Source organism: Bradyrhizobium elkanii WSM2783 (assembly GCF_000472865.1).
Taxonomy (GTDB): Bacteria; Pseudomonadota; Alphaproteobacteria; order Rhizobiales; family Xanthobacteraceae; genus Bradyrhizobium; species Bradyrhizobium elkanii_A.
Genome location: NZ_AXAP01000007.1, coordinates 68,275 through 86,331, shown reverse-complemented (window position 1 = coordinate 86,331; position 18,057 = coordinate 68,275). Strand labels below are relative to the sequence as shown.

The 18,057-nt window shown below is 60.9% G+C and carries 18 protein-coding genes, 1 tRNA gene and 1 pseudogene; 13 read left to right on the top strand and 7 right to left on the bottom strand.

Annotated features, from left to right (window positions below; translation table 11 throughout):
- Window positions 1–364: 364 nt before the first annotated feature.
- The gene (locus tag YY7_RS0109135) at window positions 365–1,252 is read right to left on the bottom strand and encodes an N-formylglutamate amidohydrolase (protein WP_028162967.1); all 888 of its coding nucleotides are present in this window, start codon (window positions 1,250–1,252) and stop codon (window positions 365–367) included.
- Between the two features lie 310 nt (window positions 1,253–1,562).
- On the opposite strand from YY7_RS0109135, the gene cpdR reads away from it, so the two are divergent.
- Both cpdR and YY7_RS0109125 read left to right on the top strand, forming a co-directional pair.
- Entirely contained in the window at window positions 1,563–1,922 is a 360-nt protein-coding gene (cpdR, locus tag YY7_RS0109130) for a cell cycle two-component system response regulator CpdR (RefSeq protein ID WP_027583737.1), read from the top strand.
- A gap of 81 nt (window positions 1,923–2,003) precedes the next feature.
- A tRNA-Val gene (locus YY7_RS0109125) sits at window positions 2,004–2,078 on the top strand.
- Window positions 2,079–2,332: 254 nt separating this feature from the next.
- On the opposite strand, the gene YY7_RS0109120 is transcribed toward YY7_RS0109125, so the two are convergent.
- Genes YY7_RS0109120 through YY7_RS0109110 form a run of 3 tightly spaced genes read right to left on the bottom strand, consistent with a single transcriptional unit; the run spans window position 2,333 to window position 4,711 of the window.
- Window positions 2,333–3,952 carry a recombinase family protein gene (locus YY7_RS0109120; protein WP_028162966.1) on the bottom strand — a complete coding sequence of 540 codons (1,620 nt, stop codon included), beginning with the start codon at window positions 3,950–3,952 and terminating at the stop codon, window positions 2,333–2,335.
- On the bottom strand, window positions 3,949–4,458 hold the full coding sequence (locus YY7_RS51140; protein ID WP_051396616.1) for a DUF2924 domain-containing protein: 510 nt from the start codon (window positions 4,456–4,458) through the stop codon (window positions 3,949–3,951). The genes YY7_RS0109120 and YY7_RS51140 overlap by 4 nt, the downstream gene beginning before the upstream one ends.
- 4 nt (window positions 4,459–4,462) lie before the next feature.
- Complete coding sequence (locus YY7_RS0109110) at window positions 4,463–4,711, bottom strand: DUF3489 domain-containing protein (protein WP_051396615.1); 249 nt, start codon at window positions 4,709–4,711, stop codon at window positions 4,463–4,465.
- A 493-nt stretch (window positions 4,712–5,204) separates the two neighbouring features.
- Between YY7_RS0109110 and YY7_RS0109105 the strand changes: the two genes are divergently transcribed.
- From YY7_RS0109105 to YY7_RS60155, 11 genes are all read left to right on the top strand, one after another.
- Window positions 5,205–6,494, top strand: a complete 1,290-nt coding sequence (locus YY7_RS0109105) for a tyrosine-type recombinase/integrase (RefSeq protein ID WP_028162964.1) — start codon at window positions 5,205–5,207, stop codon at window positions 6,492–6,494.
- Window positions 6,495–6,496: 2 nt separating this feature from the next.
- Complete coding sequence (locus YY7_RS0109100; protein ID WP_028162963.1) at window positions 6,497–7,078, top strand: hypothetical protein; 582 nt, start codon at window positions 6,497–6,499, stop codon at window positions 7,076–7,078.
- A gap of 93 nt (window positions 7,079–7,171) precedes the next feature.
- Window positions 7,172–7,369 carry a hypothetical protein gene (locus YY7_RS0109095; protein ID WP_028162962.1) on the top strand — a complete coding sequence of 66 codons (198 nt, stop codon included), beginning with the start codon at window positions 7,172–7,174 and terminating at the stop codon, window positions 7,367–7,369.
- Window positions 7,370–7,446: 77 nt separating this feature from the next.
- Complete coding sequence (locus tag YY7_RS51135; RefSeq protein WP_063623365.1) at window positions 7,447–8,178, top strand: MT-A70 family methyltransferase; 732 nt, start codon at window positions 7,447–7,449, stop codon at window positions 8,176–8,178.
- A 255-nt stretch (window positions 8,179–8,433) separates the two neighbouring features.
- A complete protein-coding gene (locus YY7_RS0109085; RefSeq protein WP_196237240.1) occupies window positions 8,434–9,501 on the top strand; it encodes a DNA polymerase III subunit beta in 1,068 nt (355 codons plus the stop codon).
- Window positions 9,494–9,745 (top strand): hypothetical protein, encoded by a 252-nt coding sequence (locus tag YY7_RS0109080; protein WP_028162960.1) that lies wholly within the window; start codon window positions 9,494–9,496, stop codon window positions 9,743–9,745. The genes YY7_RS0109085 and YY7_RS0109080 overlap by 8 nt, the downstream gene beginning before the upstream one ends.
- Entirely contained in the window at window positions 9,742–10,743 is a 1,002-nt protein-coding gene (locus YY7_RS56430; RefSeq protein WP_051396614.1) for a DUF7146 domain-containing protein, read from the top strand. The genes YY7_RS0109080 and YY7_RS56430 overlap by 4 nt, the downstream gene beginning before the upstream one ends.
- Window positions 10,736–13,258, top strand: a complete 2,523-nt coding sequence (locus YY7_RS0109070) for a hypothetical protein (protein ID WP_028162959.1) — start codon at window positions 10,736–10,738, stop codon at window positions 13,256–13,258. The genes YY7_RS56430 and YY7_RS0109070 overlap by 8 nt, the downstream gene beginning before the upstream one ends.
- Window positions 13,259–13,359: 101 nt before the next feature.
- Window positions 13,360–13,584: a hypothetical protein gene (locus YY7_RS0109065; protein WP_028162958.1), complete on the top strand. Its 225-nt coding sequence runs from the start codon at window positions 13,360–13,362 to the stop codon at window positions 13,582–13,584.
- Window positions 13,585–13,680: 96 nt separating this feature from the next.
- Complete coding sequence (locus YY7_RS0109060; RefSeq protein WP_028162957.1) at window positions 13,681–14,235, top strand: hypothetical protein; 555 nt, start codon at window positions 13,681–13,683, stop codon at window positions 14,233–14,235.
- Window positions 14,195–14,380 (top strand): hypothetical protein, encoded by a 186-nt coding sequence (locus YY7_RS60155; RefSeq protein ID WP_155255101.1) that lies wholly within the window; start codon window positions 14,195–14,197, stop codon window positions 14,378–14,380. The genes YY7_RS0109060 and YY7_RS60155 overlap by 41 nt, the downstream gene beginning before the upstream one ends.
- A gap of 892 nt (window positions 14,381–15,272) precedes the next feature.
- Here YY7_RS60155 and YY7_RS51125 read toward each other — a convergent pair.
- The 3 genes and pseudogenes from YY7_RS51125 to YY7_RS0109025 all read right to left on the bottom strand — a co-directional run bounded on the left by YY7_RS51125 (window position 15,273) and on the right by YY7_RS0109025 (window position 17,764).
- The gene (locus tag YY7_RS51125) at window positions 15,273–15,455 is read right to left on the bottom strand and encodes a hypothetical protein (protein WP_051396623.1); all 183 of its coding nucleotides are present in this window, start codon (window positions 15,453–15,455) and stop codon (window positions 15,273–15,275) included.
- Window positions 15,456–16,361: 906 nt separating this feature from the next.
- Window positions 16,362–16,711: pseudogene (locus YY7_RS57915) on the bottom strand (transposase); the annotation flags it as partial.
- Between the two features lie 411 nt (window positions 16,712–17,122).
- A complete protein-coding gene (locus YY7_RS0109025; protein WP_028162955.1) occupies window positions 17,123–17,764 on the bottom strand; it encodes a hypothetical protein in 642 nt (213 codons plus the stop codon).
- Between the last annotated feature and the right edge of the window lie 293 nt (window positions 17,765–18,057).

Below are 18,057 nucleotides of genomic sequence, written 5' to 3'. Positions count from 1 at the left end.
GACAAAAATCGACTTTAGCCTTGTGTTGCGGGTCTGCAAGCCCTGCGGATAATGCATGGGAAATGAATCTAAAACCGCTTGCGTTTTGTGCGGCGCGGCCGCATATTGTTGCGGTGCGGTAGCGCCTCGCGCTATCGCTGCCCTCCTTGGGCGTTTCCTCCCTAGACTTGGGCCGCTTGTTCATTCAAGCGGCCCTTTTTTCTTTTTGGGGTTCTTGCTGTCATTCCGGGGCGTCCGAAGGACGAACCCGGAATCCATCGGGCCGCGGGCATGATGGTGAGATGGATTCTGGGTTCGCGCCGAGCCTGTCATCGGGCCGCGCGTCGAGCGGGCCCGTTGGCGGCCCCGAAATGACGGCCAGAGCTTATTCCGCTGCCGCCTGGAACGGACCGAGGTCGCCGAGCGGGACTTCCGCCAGCGCCTCCGCCAAGGTTGCGAAATCGGCGGCCAACTGCGCAAAGCGCGGCCCGCGCTCGCGCCGGCGTTCATCCATGTAGACCGCGCGGTTGAGCTCGAGCTGAACGGTATGCAGCCCGCTCGCCGGGTTGCCGTAGTGCTCGGTGATGAAGCCGCCGGCATAGGGCTTGTTGCGGCCGATCGAATAGCCGAGCCCGCTCATGACGTCTTCGACCACGTCGGGGAGCAGCGGCGCGCAGCTTGTGCCGTAGCGGTCGCCGATGACGATGTCGGGCCGGCGCGGCTCGTCCCGCGACACCCCGATCGACGGCATCGAGTGGCAGTCGACCACAACAACGGTTCCGAACGCCTGGTGCGCCTTGTTGATCAGCCGGCGCAGCGCCCGGTGATAGGGCTTGTAGAGCGCCTCGATCCGCGACAGCGCCTCATCGACATTGAGCCGCTCGCGATAAATCTCCTGGCCGTCGCCGACGACGCGCGGGATCGTGCCAAGCCCGCCAGCGACCCGCATCGAGCGCGTATTGGCAAAGCTCGGAAGCCGGCCCGTGAACATGCGCGGATCGAGCTCATAGGGCTCGCGGTTCACGTCGACATAGGAGCGCGGGAAATGCACCCGCACGACGGGAAAGCCGCGCGCGCTCAAGCCTTCGATCAACTCGTCCATGAAGGAGTCTTCCGAGCGCCTGAGCGATGTCAGATCGATCCTGGAAGCGTTGAGGAATTCGGCCGGATAGACCGAGCCCGAATGCGGCGAGTTGAAGATGATCGGCGCCCGCCAATTGACGGGTTCGACGATCTCGAACGGAGGCGGCAATTCACCGTCAGGCCTGCTCATCGTCCGGCGCCGTCCCTTCGATTCCGCTGGGGCTTCCAGCACGATTTTGCCGGAAAAACGGAGGATTTATGTGGGGGCATTGTCGGTAATCACGACCCTTCTGCCAAGCGAAAAAAATCGTGAGGCGGGCTGGAATGTCTCTTAAGAGCGGGTAACGCCCGACGTGATTGATTCGCGCGGCGTTCCGGTCCACAACTAAGTTAAGCATCCGGTCGGCCGCGCCGGCTCATCTTTCACTCGAAATTTACCGCCTATCGGGCTTAGTGTGCGGACCGTTCCTCCCAAGCCGGGATTCGACGAAATCAACGCCATGCCCAAAATCCTCCTCGCCGAAGACGACAACGATATGCGCCGCTTCCTGGTCAAGGCGCTCGAAAACGCCGGATTCCAGGTTTCCCCGCACGATAACGGTATGTCGGCCTATCAGAGGCTGCGCGAGGAGCCGTTCGAGATGCTGCTGACCGACATCGTGATGCCGGAGATGGACGGCATCGAGCTCGCCCGCCGCGCCTCGGAACTCGATCCCGACATCAAGATCATGTTCATCACCGGATTCGCCGCCGTCGCCCTGAACTCCGATTCGGAGGCCCCCAAGAACGCCAAGGTGCTGGCCAAGCCCGTGCACCTGCGCGAATTGGTCAGCGAAGTGAACAAGATGCTGGCGGCCTGATCGGCAGCCAAGATTCGCCTTCAAGCGTCCTTGCCTGCCCGCTTGGGGTCCGTTATAGGGACCCGACCCAGCCGATTTTTCGGGCGCGTAGCTCAGCGGGAGAGCACTACCTTGACATGGTAGGGGTCACAGGTTCGATCCCTGTCGCGCCCACCATCCGGTCCGACGAAACCGCAAATCCCGGCGCGGTCTCCAGATCGGCCGTTTCTTGGGGGACTTTCGCCGGTATCGTTCCGCTGCTTCAGTCTCCGGTGACGCTTGGCAGTCTCTCAGGCCGATTTTAGCCTCCCGTCTCTGCATCCAAAAATTCCGTTCCCCGCGGCTGGCGGTGACGATCGACACCGTTCGGCGACCCGGGAATTGGGGGAGTCTGGCGAGGCCAAAAGCGACGTTTCGAACCTGGTCCGTAATTATTGCGGATTCAATCCAAGGGCTTCGAACTGTCGACTCCACTCGGCTGGCGCATCGCGCAACCGCTCGACTCCAATGCCGCGTGGCAAACGGCCTTCGACCGCAGCGCGCACGAGGCCTGGTGCGAGGAATGCCAGCGAGATCGTCATGTTGACCTGACGCACGCTGCACTTTTGACGTGATGCGATCTGCTGAACGTCGGTCACGGCGCCCGAAACGATCTCGTCAAGCCAGCGACGACCTCGGGCGATGGCGCTGACGAGGCGCGCGCGACGTTCGATCCGCATCGGGCGGATTTCACTTTTGGGAATGCCGTGCGGGATCAGAATTCGCCTGGATTTCCTGGATGGCGGCTTCTGCCACGGGATTGAGAGCAAGTGCTCGTCGGCCGCGTCAGATGTTTCTTCGTCGTCCGCTGACTTCAACCGAATAGCTAGACGATCCTCATGCACATCGATACGCGCGACCTGCTCCAAGGCAGCTTTGCTATCTTTAACGTGAGTTAGGCTGAAGGCCGGCCTCTCCTTCTGAACGATCAGATGCTCGTTGAGAGACTTGACGATGATGTGTTCGATGTCGGTCGCGGGAACACGGGAGACCGACCCGACTGATGCAGTTTTGGATTCTCCGTGCAGGTGCGGAAGCGAGACGTAATAGCGATAGCGAACCCCGGATTTGGTCGCATGGGTCGGCACCATGCGATGACCGGCATCGTCGAACAAAAGTCCAGTCAACAGGTGGTCGCTCGGGTTCCGTGTCGTTGATCGGGTGGTCCACTGATCCGTGAGCTTTTGCTGAACCGCATCAAATAGCGCGCGATCCATGATCGCCGGCTGCTCGCCGGGCAGGATCTCGTCCTTGTATTTGACCTCACCGATATAGAAGCGGTTGCGCAGCAGATAGAACAACGACCCACGGCCGAAGATAACACCCCCTCGGGTGACACCGGTCGCGAGCAGTCTAGATTTGGTTCGGATATCTCGCGTCCGGAGGTCTCGCACCAGCGCGTTGACGCCGCCGAGTTCGAGATAGCGGCGGTAGATCAGCCGGACCCGTTCGGCTTCGTCCTCAACGACGGCAATCTTGTCCTCCTTGATGTGATAACCGAGGGGGAGGGGACCGCCGACCCAAAGACCTTTTCGTTTGGAGGCCGCAATCTTGTCGCGGATGCGCTCAGAAGTGACCTCCCTCTCAAACTGGGCGAAAGACAGCAGCACGTTGAGCGTCAGCCGCCCCATTGAGGTCGTGGTATTGAATTGCTGGGTGACCGAGACGAACGACACGCCATGCGCATCGAACAGTTCGACCAGCTTGGCAAAGTCGGCTAGTGATCTCGTCAGGCGATCGACCTTGTAGACGACAATGACATCGAGCTTCCGGGCGCGGATATCGTCCAGCAATCTCTGCAGGTCGGGGCGATCGGTGGACCCGCCGGAATATCCGCCGTCGTCATATCGCGAGCGGATCAGGGTCCAGCCGGCATGAGCCTGGCTCTTGATGTAGGCTGACGCGGCATGGTACTGGGCATCCAGCGAATTGAACTCCTGGTCGAGTCCATATTCCGTGGAGACGCGGGTGTAGATGGCACAGCGGACCGGCCTGATCGAGGGAGCCTTCATGATCGGGCCCCTGCGTCCAACCGATCTTCTTTGTCTCTCAGGCCAAAAAAGCGCGGACCATTCCATTTGGTTCCGGTGATCGCGAAAGCAATTTTGGAGAGACTGTCATAGGTCTGGCCATTCCAGGCGAAACCGTCAGCCATCACGATTACCCGCTGTGAGCGTCGATCCCATTCCCGTACCAAAACCGTTCCAGGCGTGAGTTCAATTCGCTTCTGATCGAAGCTGACGAGGCGCGCGGACATCTTCACGCCGGTGCTCTTTGCGTCCGTCCGATCAAGAACCTGCCTGGTCTCATGATCGAGGTCGCCAAGGCGGTCGGCTTGAATCCGATAGGCGATGATGGCGAACAGCAAATGCCGCGGCAGGTGACCGGGGGGCGGTCTCTGAAATACGCTCTGCCATCGTGAGCGAAGACCTTTGAGATTGAGACCGCGCAGATGCACGATCTCGTCCTCAATGGGAGTTTTGGTCGAGACGCGACCACTGTGACGCTTCTCCGACATCGCATCACGCCGCCTGCTTGGCGCGATCGACGGTGGCGGACGAAGCCTTTCCATCCTTGATGCGGTAGATCCGACCTTTGTCGGTCTGTTCGGAAACCAGATTGAAACCAAGCTTCTTGCGGACGACGCCGGCAAGAAATCCGCGCACTGAATGTTGCTGCCAATCCGTGGCGGTCATGATCGCAGCAATCGTCGCTCCCGCAGGCGCCCGCAGCATCGCAATGATGCGAGCGTGCTTGGTATCGGGCCGCATCGCCGTCTTTGAAGTTGAAGGCGCCAGCCGAGTTCGAGACCGAGATTTGCGAGTGGATCGTGAAGTGGAGTGGGCCGCAGCCTTGGGCTTCGATTTGGGTTTGGTCATGGGATCCTCTAAGGTTCGTGCGACGCCGTCCGCCGCACCGCCTGAGCCCCGCCGAGCAAACCACCCGGCAGGGCGTGATCCCTTGGGACGCCTCGGCCGCATCCCAGCCGGCATAGCAACGCTCCGATCAAGGACGAAAGCCAGTCATTTCTGAGCAAATAGTCACTGGAAGGGCCCAAAATCCTGCCTTCCGTATCATGGGTTCGAATCCCACTCTCTCCGCCAGAGCTACATTCCAAGAAATCCCATCTAGCCCCATCTAGCTCCGTAAGCTCTCGTTCCTGCAGCGATTTTCCACGCTCTTCGATCCGACTTGCCCCTTTTGATCTCGCCAAATCTCACGCCTAAGTGTATGTAAAGGTGTGGGTAGGCGGAGGGAATATTCATGGCGAGGGGGTACGGCAAGCTCACGGCCAAGAAGGTCGAGCAGTTATCTGAGCGCGGTCTTTATGGTGATGGCGGCGGTTTGTATTTGCAGGTCGCCAAGGGCGGCAGCAAGTCGTGGCTATTTCGGTTCAAGCAGGGCGGCCACAGCCGCTGGCATGGCCTTGGCTCGGCGCGCGACGTGAGCCTTGCCGACGCTCGGATCAAGGCCGCCGACGCTCGGCGAGTTCGACTGAGCGGAGGCGATCCCATTGAAGTCAAGCGCGCGGTGAAGGCCGCCGCTCGCATCGAGGCTGCTAAAGCGATCACCTTCGGGGCCGCTGCCAAGCGATTCATCGCGGCTAACCGCGCGGGTTGGAGGAACCCCAAACATGCAGCACAGTGGGAGATGACTCTGCTCGGCATTGATCCGAAGGGCAAACCGACCAAGCACGATTACTGCAAACCTATCCGCGACCTTCCAATTGGCGCCATCGACACCGCACTCGTGCTGCGGATCATTGAGCCGATCTGGGCAATCAAGACTGAGACGGCGAACCGCATTCGGGGCCGTATCGAGGCGGTGATCGACGCCGCCAAGGCCAAGGGCGAGTTCAAGGGCGAGAACCCGGCGCGCTGGAAGGGCCATCTGGATAACCTGCTGCCCGCAACCTCCAAAGTTCGCAAGGTTCGCAATCATCCCGCTCTGCCTTACCGACATTTGCCCGCGTTCATGAGCGAGCTGCGTGCTCGCGATGGTGTCGCCGCCGCAGCGCTTGAACTTCAGATCTTGACAGCTGTCCGTCCTGGCAACGCCGTGGGCGCGAAGTGGGACCACATCGATCGACAGGCGGCAGTCTGGACCATTCCGGCTACTCTCATGAAGAGCGATGCCGAACACAAGGTGCCGCTCAGCCGCGCTGCGCTCGCTGTTCTAGACCACATGGAAGCGCTGAAGGATGGCAGCGAATACATCTTTCCAAACTCAAAGGGCAAGCCTCTGAGCGATGCCTCGACTGCTGCCGTCATCGACAGGATGAATGAGCAGGAGCGGCGGTGGATCGATTCCAAGATGGACCGCGAAGTCGTGCCGCACGGCTTCCGTTCGACATTCAGAGATTGGGCGGCCGAATGCGGCTATGACGATGCCGTTGCCGAAGCCGCGCTCGCGCACAAGGTCAGTGATGATGTGATCGCCGCTTACAAGCGAACCACGTTTTTCGAGCTGCGCAAGCAGATGATGACGGACTGGGCGGAGTACTGTGCCCGGCTTGCCACCGGCGACGACAATGTGGTGGCCTTGCGGGCGTAGTCATGAACTCAGGTGGGAAGGAAGAGTGGGAGTTCAGATACTCGGATCAGGAGCGGCAGGCGATCGTCCACGCGGCGCCCTCTCCAGCGCCGCATGGAGTCGATCTTGATGCTGAAATCCGGGAACTGGAGGATGCAGCGAGCATCTATATCGGTGTCACCGAGACCTATAAACGGCGGTTCAAAGGAAGAGCGCCGGCGTGGCGGAAGGCGTCCAAGCTGCTGGACAAATTGCTTGAGCTCTCCGAAAATGATGGCCTTGTGGAGCTTCATAAGATGCTGCCCGGCTTGCCAGCGGCCCGCGACCGTGCACGAGTGACTGCGGACAGCACGAAAATGTCGGCTCGTGCCCATAGCAGCAAGCGGTCTCCCGAGACGCGCCAACTCTACGACCAGGTGCGCTCGACCTACGTGAAGCTCGGCGGAGAGCTTGGTGTTTCGAGGCCCAAGCCAGGCGCTCCCACCAAAGAGCCTCATGGGCCTGCGATCCGGTTTTTTGAGGCTGTCCTTGGCCCTGTGATGAAAGAAGATATGCCAGGGCGGGAAGGCTTGGTCGCGATTATCAAGGCGCGACCCTCCTCATAGGACTTTCACTTCAGAAATAATGTCAAAGTCCCATTGCGACAGCGTGGGCGCATCTGAATACTTTGTAGGCCATCCTGAACACGTGGATGGCAAATGATCAAGAACAGTTCCGATGATCGCCTCGGTAACCGCCTCGGTTGGCGCGTGCCGGAATGGATGAAGCTCACCAACACCTCGCGCCAGACCTTCTGGCGTCAGGTGAAGCGCGGCGATCTCAAGGTGGTCTACGTCGGCCACACGCCGCTCGTGCCGCGCGCCGAAGCGGTGCGCCTCGGTTTCATCAACGAATAGCCCTGAAAGCAAAAGCCCGGATCGGAGCGCTCGTGCGCTACCGCTGCCGGGTTTCTGAACATTCGGAAGCACGTAAGATGCACGCTCCGTTTTCCACCAACACCTCGTCCGACCAGGCTGGTCACGATCTCGCCGAGTCGTTCTTCCATCCGCTGGCTGCGCACAGCTACGATCTCCTCGTTGTCGATCCGCCGTGGCCTTTCAAGACGTGGAGTCAGGCGGGGCAGCGCAAATCGGCGTCGATGCATTATCGCGTGATGACGTTGGCCGACATCATGGCGCTGCCTATTCGTCAGTTGTTGCAGGATGACGGCGTTGTCCTGCTCTGGGCGACCGGCGCCCTTCTCGATCAGGCGGTCGCGGTCATGCAGGCGTGGGGCATCACCTTCAAGACCGAAATTGCCTGGCGGAAGGTCACGCGTAACGGCAAGGTCCGCATGGGCTGCGGATTCTGGGCGCGCACCATCCATGAGCCGATCCTGGTTGGCACCGTTGGCAAGCCGCGCAAGTTCGTTCCGGTTCTGCCGTCTTGCTTCGACGGCATCGCGCGCGAACACAGCCGCAAGCCGGATGAGTTCTATCGGATGATCACTGAGCGGACGCCGGGCCTGCGGCGTGCCGATCTGTTTGCGCGTGAGCGGCGTGAAGGCTGGGACGTCTGGGGCGATGAGGTCGAGAAGTTCTCGCCGGCCTCGAGCCGTGCTGAGCGAAACACGAGCTTGATGCGTGATGCGCAGCTCGAGCTGTTGGGGCGTGGCGTCTCCGCGGCCGAACACGATGCAACGACCGAAACGACGGATTACCGGTAGAAGGAGACAAGCTTTGCAGGACAATGAAGGAAAGCGCTTCGATCGTTCGGCATGCAGATTCTCTGTAGCGAAGGATTTGCTCTGCCCGAGCTGCAAGCGGGCTGCTCAGATCCACGACTTCAAGCCGATCGACCGGTCTGGATTTGAGCTCATCTGTGGCGGTTGCCATCGCACGCTGCTCAGTTGCGAGGAGCTGTGCTAATGAAAGTCTGGGCACCGGCCGGCGTCCTTTCCAAGGCAATCTCGCTTGCGAGCATGGTCAAGCGCGGCGCCGATAGCGGCGTCGCCCATCTCGCGACCACTGGAGACGCCATCTCGATCACGTGCACTGACAAGGCCGTCGGCACGATCGCGACCAGCGTCTCTGCGACGATTCACGAACCGGGCGAGACTGCCCTTTCCATCGGGCGTCTCGCCGCCCTGCTTTCCAGCCTTGCGGCCAACGCGATCGTTGAGATCGAAGCGACCGCGCGCACGATCAATGTGACGTGTGGGAGTAGCCGTATACGATTGGCTGCTGTTCCCCTTGTCGAATTGCCCACGGCAATTGCCATTGTACATGAGATTGGACGAATCGAGATCGGCTGCGCCGACGGTCTCCGGCTGCTGGAGCCGCTGGCGGTCGCTGACTCGGGCCGCTCCCGGCCTTATCTGGCCGGCGTATTTTGGCACAGTGTCCAGGACCAGCTTGTCGCCGTGTCCACCGATGGCATCAGGCTGATTCGTACCGCCGTCGCCGCCTCCACGTTCTCGGAGGACCGCACCCTCATTGTGCCCACGGAGGCCGCGATTGCGGTGCGCCGGCTGTTGCAGAAGGCTGGTGCATCTCGCGTTACGCTTCGGCGATCCCGTAGCCTGATCGCCTTTGACGCTCCGTGTTTCAGCTTCACCGCCCGCCTGATCGATGGCGGCTTTCCTTCCTACGAATCCCGCATTCCCCCGCCGGCTTCTAACTCGGTTCTGTGCAACCGTCTCGATTTGCTCGCGGCACTGTCGCGGCTCAGCGCCGCCGCCCTGAGCAATGATATTGCGCTGGTCGCACTGTCGTGGGGAACTGGCGGGTGCCTGGATCTCTATCTGGCACGGTGTCCGCTCGACGGCGCCGATGTCGTTGCCGCCGACGTGCGCGGCAGCGCCAAGGTTGCACTTTCGCTCCCGCAATTGGCGGCATTGCTGAAGGAATTCGACAGCGACCACATCCAGCTGGAAACGGAGAATGGGCAGCCGCTCGTGGTCCGGGATGCTGGCAAACTGGCGCTGATCGGCCGCTCGAAATGGAATTTCGGTGACTGCGGGGCAACCGGGGGGCAGGCCAATGATTGATCTTGCCCGGCATGTCTCTCTGATCCTGAAGCAGATCAGGTTTGTCGCAAGGCACGCCGTCTCTGGCACGCGCTCTGAGGACAGCCAGAGCATCGCCGCTATGCGCCAGATTGTGGCCGAGTTTCGCCGGTCGGCGAGTGCCATCGAAATTGAAGCCAAACGTCGGGAAGAATCGGCCCGCGACCGCGCGGTGCGTAATGCGATTCTTATGCGCGACCGCGAGCAGCCGGGAGACCGGCCATGAACATGCGCGACCCTCGCCATAGCGAGGCCAGCGTTCGCCGGCGGCTGGATGATCACGTGCGCGGGGAGCTGCGCGCTATGGCTGCACAGATCGTCGGATCGTTCTTGGGCGAGCCCAATCACAAACTGTGCACCAAGTGGCAGTGGCGGTGGGGTCGCAAAGGCTCCTTTGTGCTGAATGTAGCCGGCGACAAGCAGGGCCTCTGGTACGACCACGAGAATCAAGTCGGCGGCGACGTCATCAAGTTCCTGCAGGTCCAACTCGGTTGTTCGGTTGCGGACGCCATTGCCCATGCGTTCGGGATTCTGGGGGCTTCCTGGTTGCCGCGCAGCTCGGTGTCGAAACCGCGCCCCATCGAGGCTGAGCCGGACGATGGCATCCGGGTCGCGCAAGCGCTGAAAATCTGGTCGGGCGTGCTGCCCCTGCGCGGCTCGCTGGCGGAGCAGTATCTCGCCAGCCGTAGCATCGGCGTGCCGGATGAAGCGCTCGACGTGCTTGGCTTCCACCCGAATTGCCCGTTCGGCAGCAGGCGAGCGCCGGCGTTGGTCGCGCTGATCCAGGATATTGTCACCGGTGAACCCGTTGGTGTTCACCGCCGCGAATTGACGTTCGACGGCACCTCTTCCGCACCGCCGATGGCACTTGGGCCCAAAAGCCACGGCGCTATCATGCTCGCGAGCCCCCGTGATGGCGAGCTCACGATTGGGGAAGGCGTTGAGACCTGCCTCGCCGGTATGATGCTTGGCTTTGAACCGGCCTGGTCGGTGCTGGATGCAGGCGGCATCGCCAAATTTCCGATTTTAGACCACGTCCAGCGCCTCACCATCCTGGTCGATAACGATGGGAGCGGGACTGGTCAGCGCGCCGCCACCACCACCTGTCACGACCGGTGGGCGGCCGCAGGCAAAGGCGTACGGCGCGTGATGCCGAACACGTCCGGCCATGATGCGAACGACCTGTTGCACGCCAACAGCGCGAGGTCGTCGCAGCATGCGTGAGCTTCGCGGCGCGATCATTGAGGAATTCGATCCGGGCGCCGCAACGCAGCCGGACGCAATGCCGGTCGAGCTTGCTCGCGCGATGTTGCGCACTGTCGTCGAGCAGCAGATGCAGAGCGCGATTCGTTTTCACGAGACCTCCGAGACGACTTCGGGTTCGCGACCCGGCCATGTCGCGATCTGCGTACCGACCGGCGTTGGAAAGTCCGAGGCTGCCCGCGCAGGCGTCGTTTGGTATGTGCAAGAGGCAAAAAGGAAAAAGAAGAGGGAAAAGAAACGCATTCCGCACCGTGTGCTCGTCCTGGTCCCAACGCATCGGCTGGGCGAGGAAGCACGCCAGCGCATGCCTGCGGACATCACGACGGCGCTCTGGCAATCCAGGAAGGCCAACGATCTCGCGACCGGCGAGCCGTTGTGCTTGAACCCGCATGCGGTTGAAGCCGCTGAGGCGATCGGCGCCAATGTCGACCGGACGGCATGCCGTAGGGGCCGCCAAGGCCAGGAGCCCATTCTTTGCCCGTTCTACGACCAGTGCGGCTATCAAGCCCAGAAGGCCAGGGTCAAGAAGGCGGATATCGTCTTCTGTGCGCACGAGTATCTGTTCGCTCCTCCCAAGCACCTGACCAGGAAGGTCGGTCTGGTCATCATTGACGAGAGCTTCTGGCAGGCGGGGATCTCGTTTTCCCGGATCGCAGTCGAGGCCCTGGATGCTGAACTCCAGACGTTTCCAGTGCGCGATCACGGTCACGAGAAGAACGGCGACGACACCGCGCATCTTGCCGATCTCATCGACAGGCTGAAACTCGGGGTCAGGCTCGCACGAGGGGAGCACCTGATCGATGTTCCGCCCAACTTGTCGCGGGAAGACGGTTATTTGACCAAGGGGGCGCTTGTGGCCGCAGGCTTGCTGCCGAGCGACCGGTATGAAGATGGCTCCGGCGCTGCTGCCGCCAAACTGGAGTGGCGGCGCAAGGTCGAAGTCGATCTGACGCCCGAAACTGGCGAAGAAGCGGCCAAGGCGCGGGTCAAGGAATATCGATTCCTTGGGCAGCTGCGCAAACGCGCTGCCATGTGGCGAGCCGTCGATGAATTGCTCTCCGGCCCCGATGATGCGAGCGGGCGCCTGCGGGTGGAGATGAAGACCACCAAGGACGGCGCCGTGCTCTGCTTGAGGATCAACGGCCGGCGCAACGTCCACGACCGTATCGCCACGCTGCCCGTCGTCGTCCTCGATGCCACCCTCCACGACGAGGTCGTGAAGTTCTTTTTCCCCCGGATCGAGGTGGCCCTCGATCTGAAGGTCGCCTCGCCGCACGAGCACATCACGCAGGTTATCGGATTGCCGGTCGGCAAGAGCTCATTGGCACAGCTCGAACCGGGCAAGCGCAGCGCGCAGGAGGAAAAGCGCGTCGGGAACAAGCGACAGCGTCTGCTGAAGACCGTTCGCAAACTTGCTGGCGGGCGCCGTACGTTGGTGATCACGAACAAGGAGCTGGAATCGATATTTGAGGATGCCGGGCCGCACATCGAGGTCGCGCACTTCAACGCGATCGAAGGCATCGACCGCTGGCGCGACGTTGAATGCCTGGTCACGCTCGGACGGCCGTTGCCGTCGCCCAATGCGGTCGAGCACATGGCGGCCGCGTTGACGGGCAAGCCCATAGCGCTGCCATTGCGTCCGGCCCAGCGCCCCTGTGGGCGCCCGCAAGCCATGATCACGCAGGACCGACCTGTTCAGCTGAAGAGCGGCGCCGAGGTGTTGCTCCCCTCCCGGGTGTTCGAACTGCCGGAGGCCGAACTGATCAGGCAGGCGGTGACCGAGGCAGCCGTGGTCCAGGCCGTCGGTCGGGCTCGGGGTGTCAATCGGTCGGCGGCCAACCCGGTGGAGGTGTGGATGATCCTGGGTGACACGATCGTGCCGTTGGCGCTCGATGCCGTGGTCGAGTTCGGCGATCTGGAGCCAAACACGATCGACATCATGATCGAGCGTGGGCTGGTTCCGGCATGGTCGGCAGATGCAGCCAAGATCTATCCCGACCTCTGGCCGACCTCCCAGGCGGCGCGAAAGGCGTACAGCCGCGATGGCCTCGATGTCGAGCGCAACCGGCGAAGGAGTGTGACACAGTCTTATAAAGAGGATGAGGCCGCCAGCAGCCCGAGGAGTGTGACAGGCTCTTATAAATATAGATTTATAAGGAAATGTCACACTCCTCTGATCCGTTATCAACCCCAAGGCCGGGGGCAGAAATCGCGCGTCGCATTGATTGAGGCCGCCAGCCTCGCTGGTGCACGGGCTCAGATCGAAGCCGCGCTCGGGGAGCTTGCCTCCTTCGAGGTCATCGCGGGCGAGCAGCAATCAGAGCCGAAGCGGCCTGTGTTGGTGTGGGGCAAGCCCGATAGCAATCTCGCGGCTCGCTTGGCTGCGCAACCTCAGTCTCCATCAGCTGGATCTCGTCCGCGAGCAGGGAGCTTGCGGTGGCCTTTCGGTGAGAGGCCAGCGTGGAGGGACGCCTAGTGTCCATGAAGCCAAGCGTCAAAGTATTTCGCGTGCAGAGGCACCGGCTGCGGCACCCTGCGGCGCCGGTAGCAACAACGACCAATCGATGGGAGCATCAAATGTCGGACAACGAAGAACTCGGTCGAACCGTTCGTATCGTGGCTGAACATCGACACGCGACCTTGTCAGGTGATCTTGCGGACGGCGACACCGCAATCAAGCTCAACCCGGAGATGGACCAAGTCGAGCAGATGATCGAGCAATTCGTGAGTCGCTACCCGGCGATGCTGAATGATCTGCGCCGGCGCTGGAGCGAGACGTATAAGCAAGTCTCCGAAGGTTAGGTACTTGGGTCCTTGTTGGACCCCGGGGTAGATGGGGGGCCGCGCCAGCGCCCGACATATCTGTAGCGACCAGTACAGAATTGGGAGTTAGAAGAAATGGCAACGATCGCCCAGGCGGCGGCACACATTTGCTGCTCTCGTGCACAGTTTGACCAGTACCTGGCCGAATGCGTGGTTACGCGGCAGCCTAGCGGTCAATATGATCTTGACCAGGTACGCCGCGAGGTCCTGGCCCACCTGCGCTCTGTCGCTGCGGGGCGGGGTGGTGCCGCCGGTAGCAGGCTCACGGAGGAACGCACGCGTCTCGTGGCGGCAAAACGTCGCCGCGAAGAACGTCAAGACGCCATCGAAGCCGGCGAAGTTGCGAAGCTCGCGCTTGTCAAGCGAGACTTGGAACGGATGCTCTTAGTCGTGCGCAATCGACTGCTCAACCTGCCCGGTGAGACCGCCTACGCGCTCGCGATGCGTCCGCAAGCGGAATGCTATGAGGTGCTAGACGATGCCGTTCGCGCCGCCCTCGAAGAGGTCGCCGATCCGGCCGGCGCTGCCGCACGCGCCGCCGCTGCGGGTGTCGAGAGTAAGAACGATGTAGTGAACAGGAGGGAGAAGGATGACAGCGAAGAAGAAGATGATTCCGCCGACGTGGCCTGAGGGCGAAAACCCCGCTGGCTTTCGAATCGGCCCAGACGGAGAATTGGAGTGGATGACTGAGGAAGAGGCCGACGCCTTGGTCAAGCGCGCGATCGGTGAGGCGATGATTGCAGCGGGCTGGCGGCGCAAGAGGACGCTGCACTGACCGCATTCCGGCGATTCCGATGAAGCTCCGGTTCAACGGACCGGCCCGCTGGAGGGCGACGACGCGCGAGGGCGATACTCATAAACCCCGCGCCGCAGATCACGATGCGCATAGGTCCGCTGTGCCCCTGATAGCGGCGCAATCGCGGACCTCACCAGAGGTCCGGGTTGGGCCATCTCCGGACTCATGCACCGCAGCAAGCAGCATCTCCAATCGAGCATCTTAAACGCGGTAATCGCTCCGTCCGACGCGATTTGAAGAATAGCCACCCCGGTTAGGAGATAGCTTGCTCGAAGGACCCTTTAGTCGGGCTTGGCGGCGCTTTCGCATGGCACGGCCTGGCTCAGTCCCCCTGCAACGACGTTGGCGACGTGAAGCCATCGAAAATTACGTGGGCGAGGCCGCCAGAGGCTTAAGCGGTCAGTGCTTGATTACGCCGTACAGGCTAATCAACCCAACCGCGATAGACAGGAACCCGAGCGAGATCCAAATGGAGTGTAAGTCCGATCCAGCATTGGCGGCGGCAAGGATCCAAACGCCAAAGCCGACTATGCCGGCAGAAATCAGATACTCTAAAATTATTTCCATCGTCGAGATTCGTCCTCAGCCGAGGATGAATTAGCGCGCTTTTGAAGCGAGAACTGCCCTGCCTGCGCACCACAGCAGAATTATCGACCATTTCCGATGTGGGTCATGAGCGGCGGTCGAAGTAGCTCCTGCACCAGTGAACGCCAAGAAATTGCTCCACCGAGAACCGTCGTCCATTCGACGTCTGGCCGGTGCTCTCGGGATTAGAAGGGCCCTTGGAAGCCACCGGACGCGGCAGCGCCGCACGTGGGCCGCGGATCACGCCCTCCGAAGCTCAGGCTATGCCAATCCCAAAGCATCCAGCTTAGTCTTCGTCCGGCTCGCGCACGACCGGCGGTTCCTCGGTTCGGTTCTCTTCTTCTTCGTCGTCGTCTTCCTCTTCGTCCTCGTCGTCATTAGGATCTCGGGGCGGCATCGTGTTGCCCAGGATCGCGAAGACACGCCAGTCGATCCTAGTGGGAACTACCTCTGGGATTTGTAGGGTCATGTTTTGCTCCTCGGATGTGACCCTGGGGGACTTTACCCCTTTGGTGGCTGCAGGCCGGGAGACGACAGCCACTCCTGTATGCGAGCGGCAGCTTCGGCCTTACGCGCCTGGCGGTGGAGGCTGACTCAATCGTTTGCCATTGTCAGACAAACAGTTTTGCGCCTTCCGGCGTGATATTCGCGTAGGTGCCGCTTTCGTGCAGCCACAGCCAGCCGCGCTCGATCGGCCCTATCGCAACTCCACTCCAGATGACGACGCAAAAAGTAAGGGCCCAATCTTTGGGTCGGGCCCCTAGGACGAGCATCTTCGCGGGAGGTAGCTTACCCCCGAGCCGATCAGTGTCGCCAGCCCTTTTTGTCGAAGGCTGTCTCGTAGCCTTTCGAAGGCGCGGGGGTTCGCCGGGCTCCGGGCAATTGCAGACCGGGCAGGGCGCGCCGGCTCCCGCAGTCGCAGGCGTGCTCGCCTTCTTGGTGGTTCATTATCCTCGCGAAGGAGGCACCTCATTTTCGCAATCTCCGAATTTCACCCGGTTCCGCATTGGGAACCCAGCAACCTACATGCTGCTGGAATGTTGACCGCTATCACCGCACGGCCCTTGGCAACTATCGGTGATGAGAACGTCGGGCAACGCTCCCGCCTCACTCAAGGGAGCATCGTTATGCTTGGGCGGCATCGTTTCAAACAGCGTCAACCCCTCGAAGAGCGCCTCGAAGAGGCGAAGTGTCTCCGCGAGGAAGCTAAGGCGCTTCCACCCGGCGGTGAACGGAACCAGAAATTACGGAAAGCGCGTGAGGACGAAGCCGCCGCGCACATCACTGAGTGGCTACACCTCCCGGGCTAAGACCGCCGATCTAGGCAAACAGCTTAAATTTGAAATTAAATAAAAATACAACTAGTCACGTGAATCTAAAGTTCGCCACATAAAGTCTGCTGAGCTTTGTGACAGAAGCGTTTGACAGAAGCCAAGATCTGGTCTGCGGACTTGGTCCATTTGAAGGGCTTCGGGTTGTTGTTGTGCCGTTCGATGAAGGTACGGATGTCGGCCTCGAGCTGTCTGACGGAGGTGTGAACACCTCGCTGGATTTGCTTTCTGGTGAGCTCAGCGAACCAGCGCTCGATCTGATTGATCCATGACGCAGAAGTCGGCGTGAAGTGGACATGATAATGCGGCCGGCGGGCGAGCCACGCTTGATCTTGGATGTCTTGTGGGTGGCGTAGTTGTCCATGACGATATGGACATCGAGCCCTTCAGGGACGACATGGCGGGTCACCGGCGTCGATACGAGCCGGAATCCAATTGACCTTGCACCGGGCGGCGCGGTCATCGTTGCACTCGGCACCATCGAAAACGCCAGATTGGCGCTGGCCTCTTTTGACGACCTGCCGGCGGCGGTAGGAACAGTAGGCAGGGACAGCACATGAGTATCCGGCAAGAGCATGAATTCCTTGACCGCGTCATTGCCATTCGCGTCGCTCACCGCCGTACGGGCCGCCTTCATGAAGCGCGGGACTACGCTGAATTTGTTCAGCGGAAAAAAGCCGGCATGGGGCGGCCGTGCCTGCACGGCGAGTGGCGCTTCGAGCTTGAGCAAATTCAGCAGGGTCGGCTTGAGATAGACCAGTGGTCGAGGTCAGACCAAGCAACTGCGCGGGATCGGCGCCGGGCTTCAAAAGCGGGGATGGCGGAAGCGCGTTGAGCGGAAACAGACGCTGGCCATATTGTCGAAGAACTGGCGGCGCAGGCCGTTCTGCAGCTCACCGGAAATGAAATCGTTGGCTTCGTCGATTCCGATCTGTCTTGAGCTTTCATCGAAATAGCGGCCATTCAGGTCGGCAACAGTGGCTGCCGGCCAAGTCGTCATTTCCTCATCGAGAAGGCGGGGCGACCAGCCTCCCCAATACAGCGATCTGCCGCCAATCGTGTAGGCGAGCCCCTTGAACGGAATCGCCGATTTCCAGGGAATGCCCCAGACCTCGTTGCGCGGAGGCTCGGGCTGCGGCGCGTTCTCATTCAAAAAGAATGGGACCGCCGGGTCAGCAAAACCGAGGACACCAGTATTCTGGATGTGCTCGGCGACAGTGAGGAGACTAGCCTCGACGACCAGCGTACGCAATCCACCGCCTGCCTGCTTCTGACGAAACCACAGGTGTTCTGAGATCGCGGAGCCGAATGTTCCACTACCCACGATGATGAAGTCGAATGGACGCCCCGCTGCAGTCTTCCAAGCATCAACCTCCGCGAGGCTGTTGCGGAGATAGCGACCTTGAACGTCCTTTGTAAAAGAGGTCCGCTCCGTAGCCAGAGGCATGATCTGTCTCCTGGTGAATGCTCCAAGACAGCCAAGAATAAGAGTTCACACCGGGATTTCGAAAACAGCCGCGAGCAATTCCTACAATGCCCCCTGTACGCTTGATCGAACTAGTGCGATCGCAACCCGCGAACAGCCTGACCAGGACGGGCATTACACGGCACACGAAATAAATCACGCCCTTGCGCAACTTGAAGTGAACCACATCACATGGTGCTTACTATGTTGCGACGGCGTCGCGCGCCGAATTGCACCGATTGAGGAATCGATCTGGCGCGGCAGCGTCTGTCCGC

Excerpts from the sequence above, each read along its gene's own strand:
- YY7_RS0109135 (WP_028162967.1), bottom strand. The coding sequence starts at position 1,252 with ATGAGCAGGCCTGACGGTGAATTGCCGCCTCCGTTCGAGATCGTCGAA.
- cpdR (WP_027583737.1), top strand. The coding sequence starts at position 1,563 with ATGCCCAAAATCCTCCTCGCCGAAGACGACAACGATATGCGCCGCTTC.
- YY7_RS0109120 (WP_028162966.1), bottom strand. The coding sequence starts at position 3,952 with ATGAAGGCTCCCTCGATCAGGCCGGTCCGCTGTGCCATCTACACCCGC.
- YY7_RS51140 (WP_051396616.1), bottom strand. The coding sequence starts at position 4,458 with ATGTCGGAGAAGCGTCACAGTGGTCGCGTCTCGACCAAAACTCCCATT.
- YY7_RS0109110 (WP_051396615.1), bottom strand. The coding sequence starts at position 4,711 with ATGCGGCCCGATACCAAGCACGCTCGCATCATTGCGATGCTGCGGGCG.
- YY7_RS0109105 (WP_028162964.1), top strand. The coding sequence starts at position 5,205 with ATGGCGAGGGGGTACGGCAAGCTCACGGCCAAGAAGGTCGAGCAGTTA.
- YY7_RS0109100 (WP_028162963.1), top strand. The coding sequence starts at position 6,497 with ATGAACTCAGGTGGGAAGGAAGAGTGGGAGTTCAGATACTCGGATCAG.
- YY7_RS0109095 (WP_028162962.1), top strand. The coding sequence starts at position 7,172 with ATGATCAAGAACAGTTCCGATGATCGCCTCGGTAACCGCCTCGGTTGG.
- YY7_RS51135 (WP_063623365.1), top strand. The coding sequence starts at position 7,447 with ATGCACGCTCCGTTTTCCACCAACACCTCGTCCGACCAGGCTGGTCAC.
- YY7_RS0109085 (WP_196237240.1), top strand. The coding sequence starts at position 8,434 with ATGGTCAAGCGCGGCGCCGATAGCGGCGTCGCCCATCTCGCGACCACT.
- YY7_RS0109080 (WP_028162960.1), top strand. The coding sequence starts at position 9,494 with ATGATTGATCTTGCCCGGCATGTCTCTCTGATCCTGAAGCAGATCAGG.
- YY7_RS56430 (WP_051396614.1), top strand. The coding sequence starts at position 9,742 with ATGAACATGCGCGACCCTCGCCATAGCGAGGCCAGCGTTCGCCGGCGG.
- YY7_RS0109070 (WP_028162959.1), top strand. The coding sequence starts at position 10,736 with ATGCGTGAGCTTCGCGGCGCGATCATTGAGGAATTCGATCCGGGCGCC.
- YY7_RS0109065 (WP_028162958.1), top strand. The coding sequence starts at position 13,360 with ATGTCGGACAACGAAGAACTCGGTCGAACCGTTCGTATCGTGGCTGAA.
- YY7_RS0109060 (WP_028162957.1), top strand. The coding sequence starts at position 13,681 with ATGGCAACGATCGCCCAGGCGGCGGCACACATTTGCTGCTCTCGTGCA.
- YY7_RS60155 (WP_155255101.1), top strand. The coding sequence starts at position 14,195 with ATGACAGCGAAGAAGAAGATGATTCCGCCGACGTGGCCTGAGGGCGAA.
- YY7_RS51125 (WP_051396623.1), bottom strand. The coding sequence starts at position 15,455 with ATGACCCTACAAATCCCAGAGGTAGTTCCCACTAGGATCGACTGGCGT.
- YY7_RS0109025 (WP_028162955.1), bottom strand. The coding sequence starts at position 17,764 with ATGCCTCTGGCTACGGAGCGGACCTCTTTTACAAAGGACGTTCAAGGT.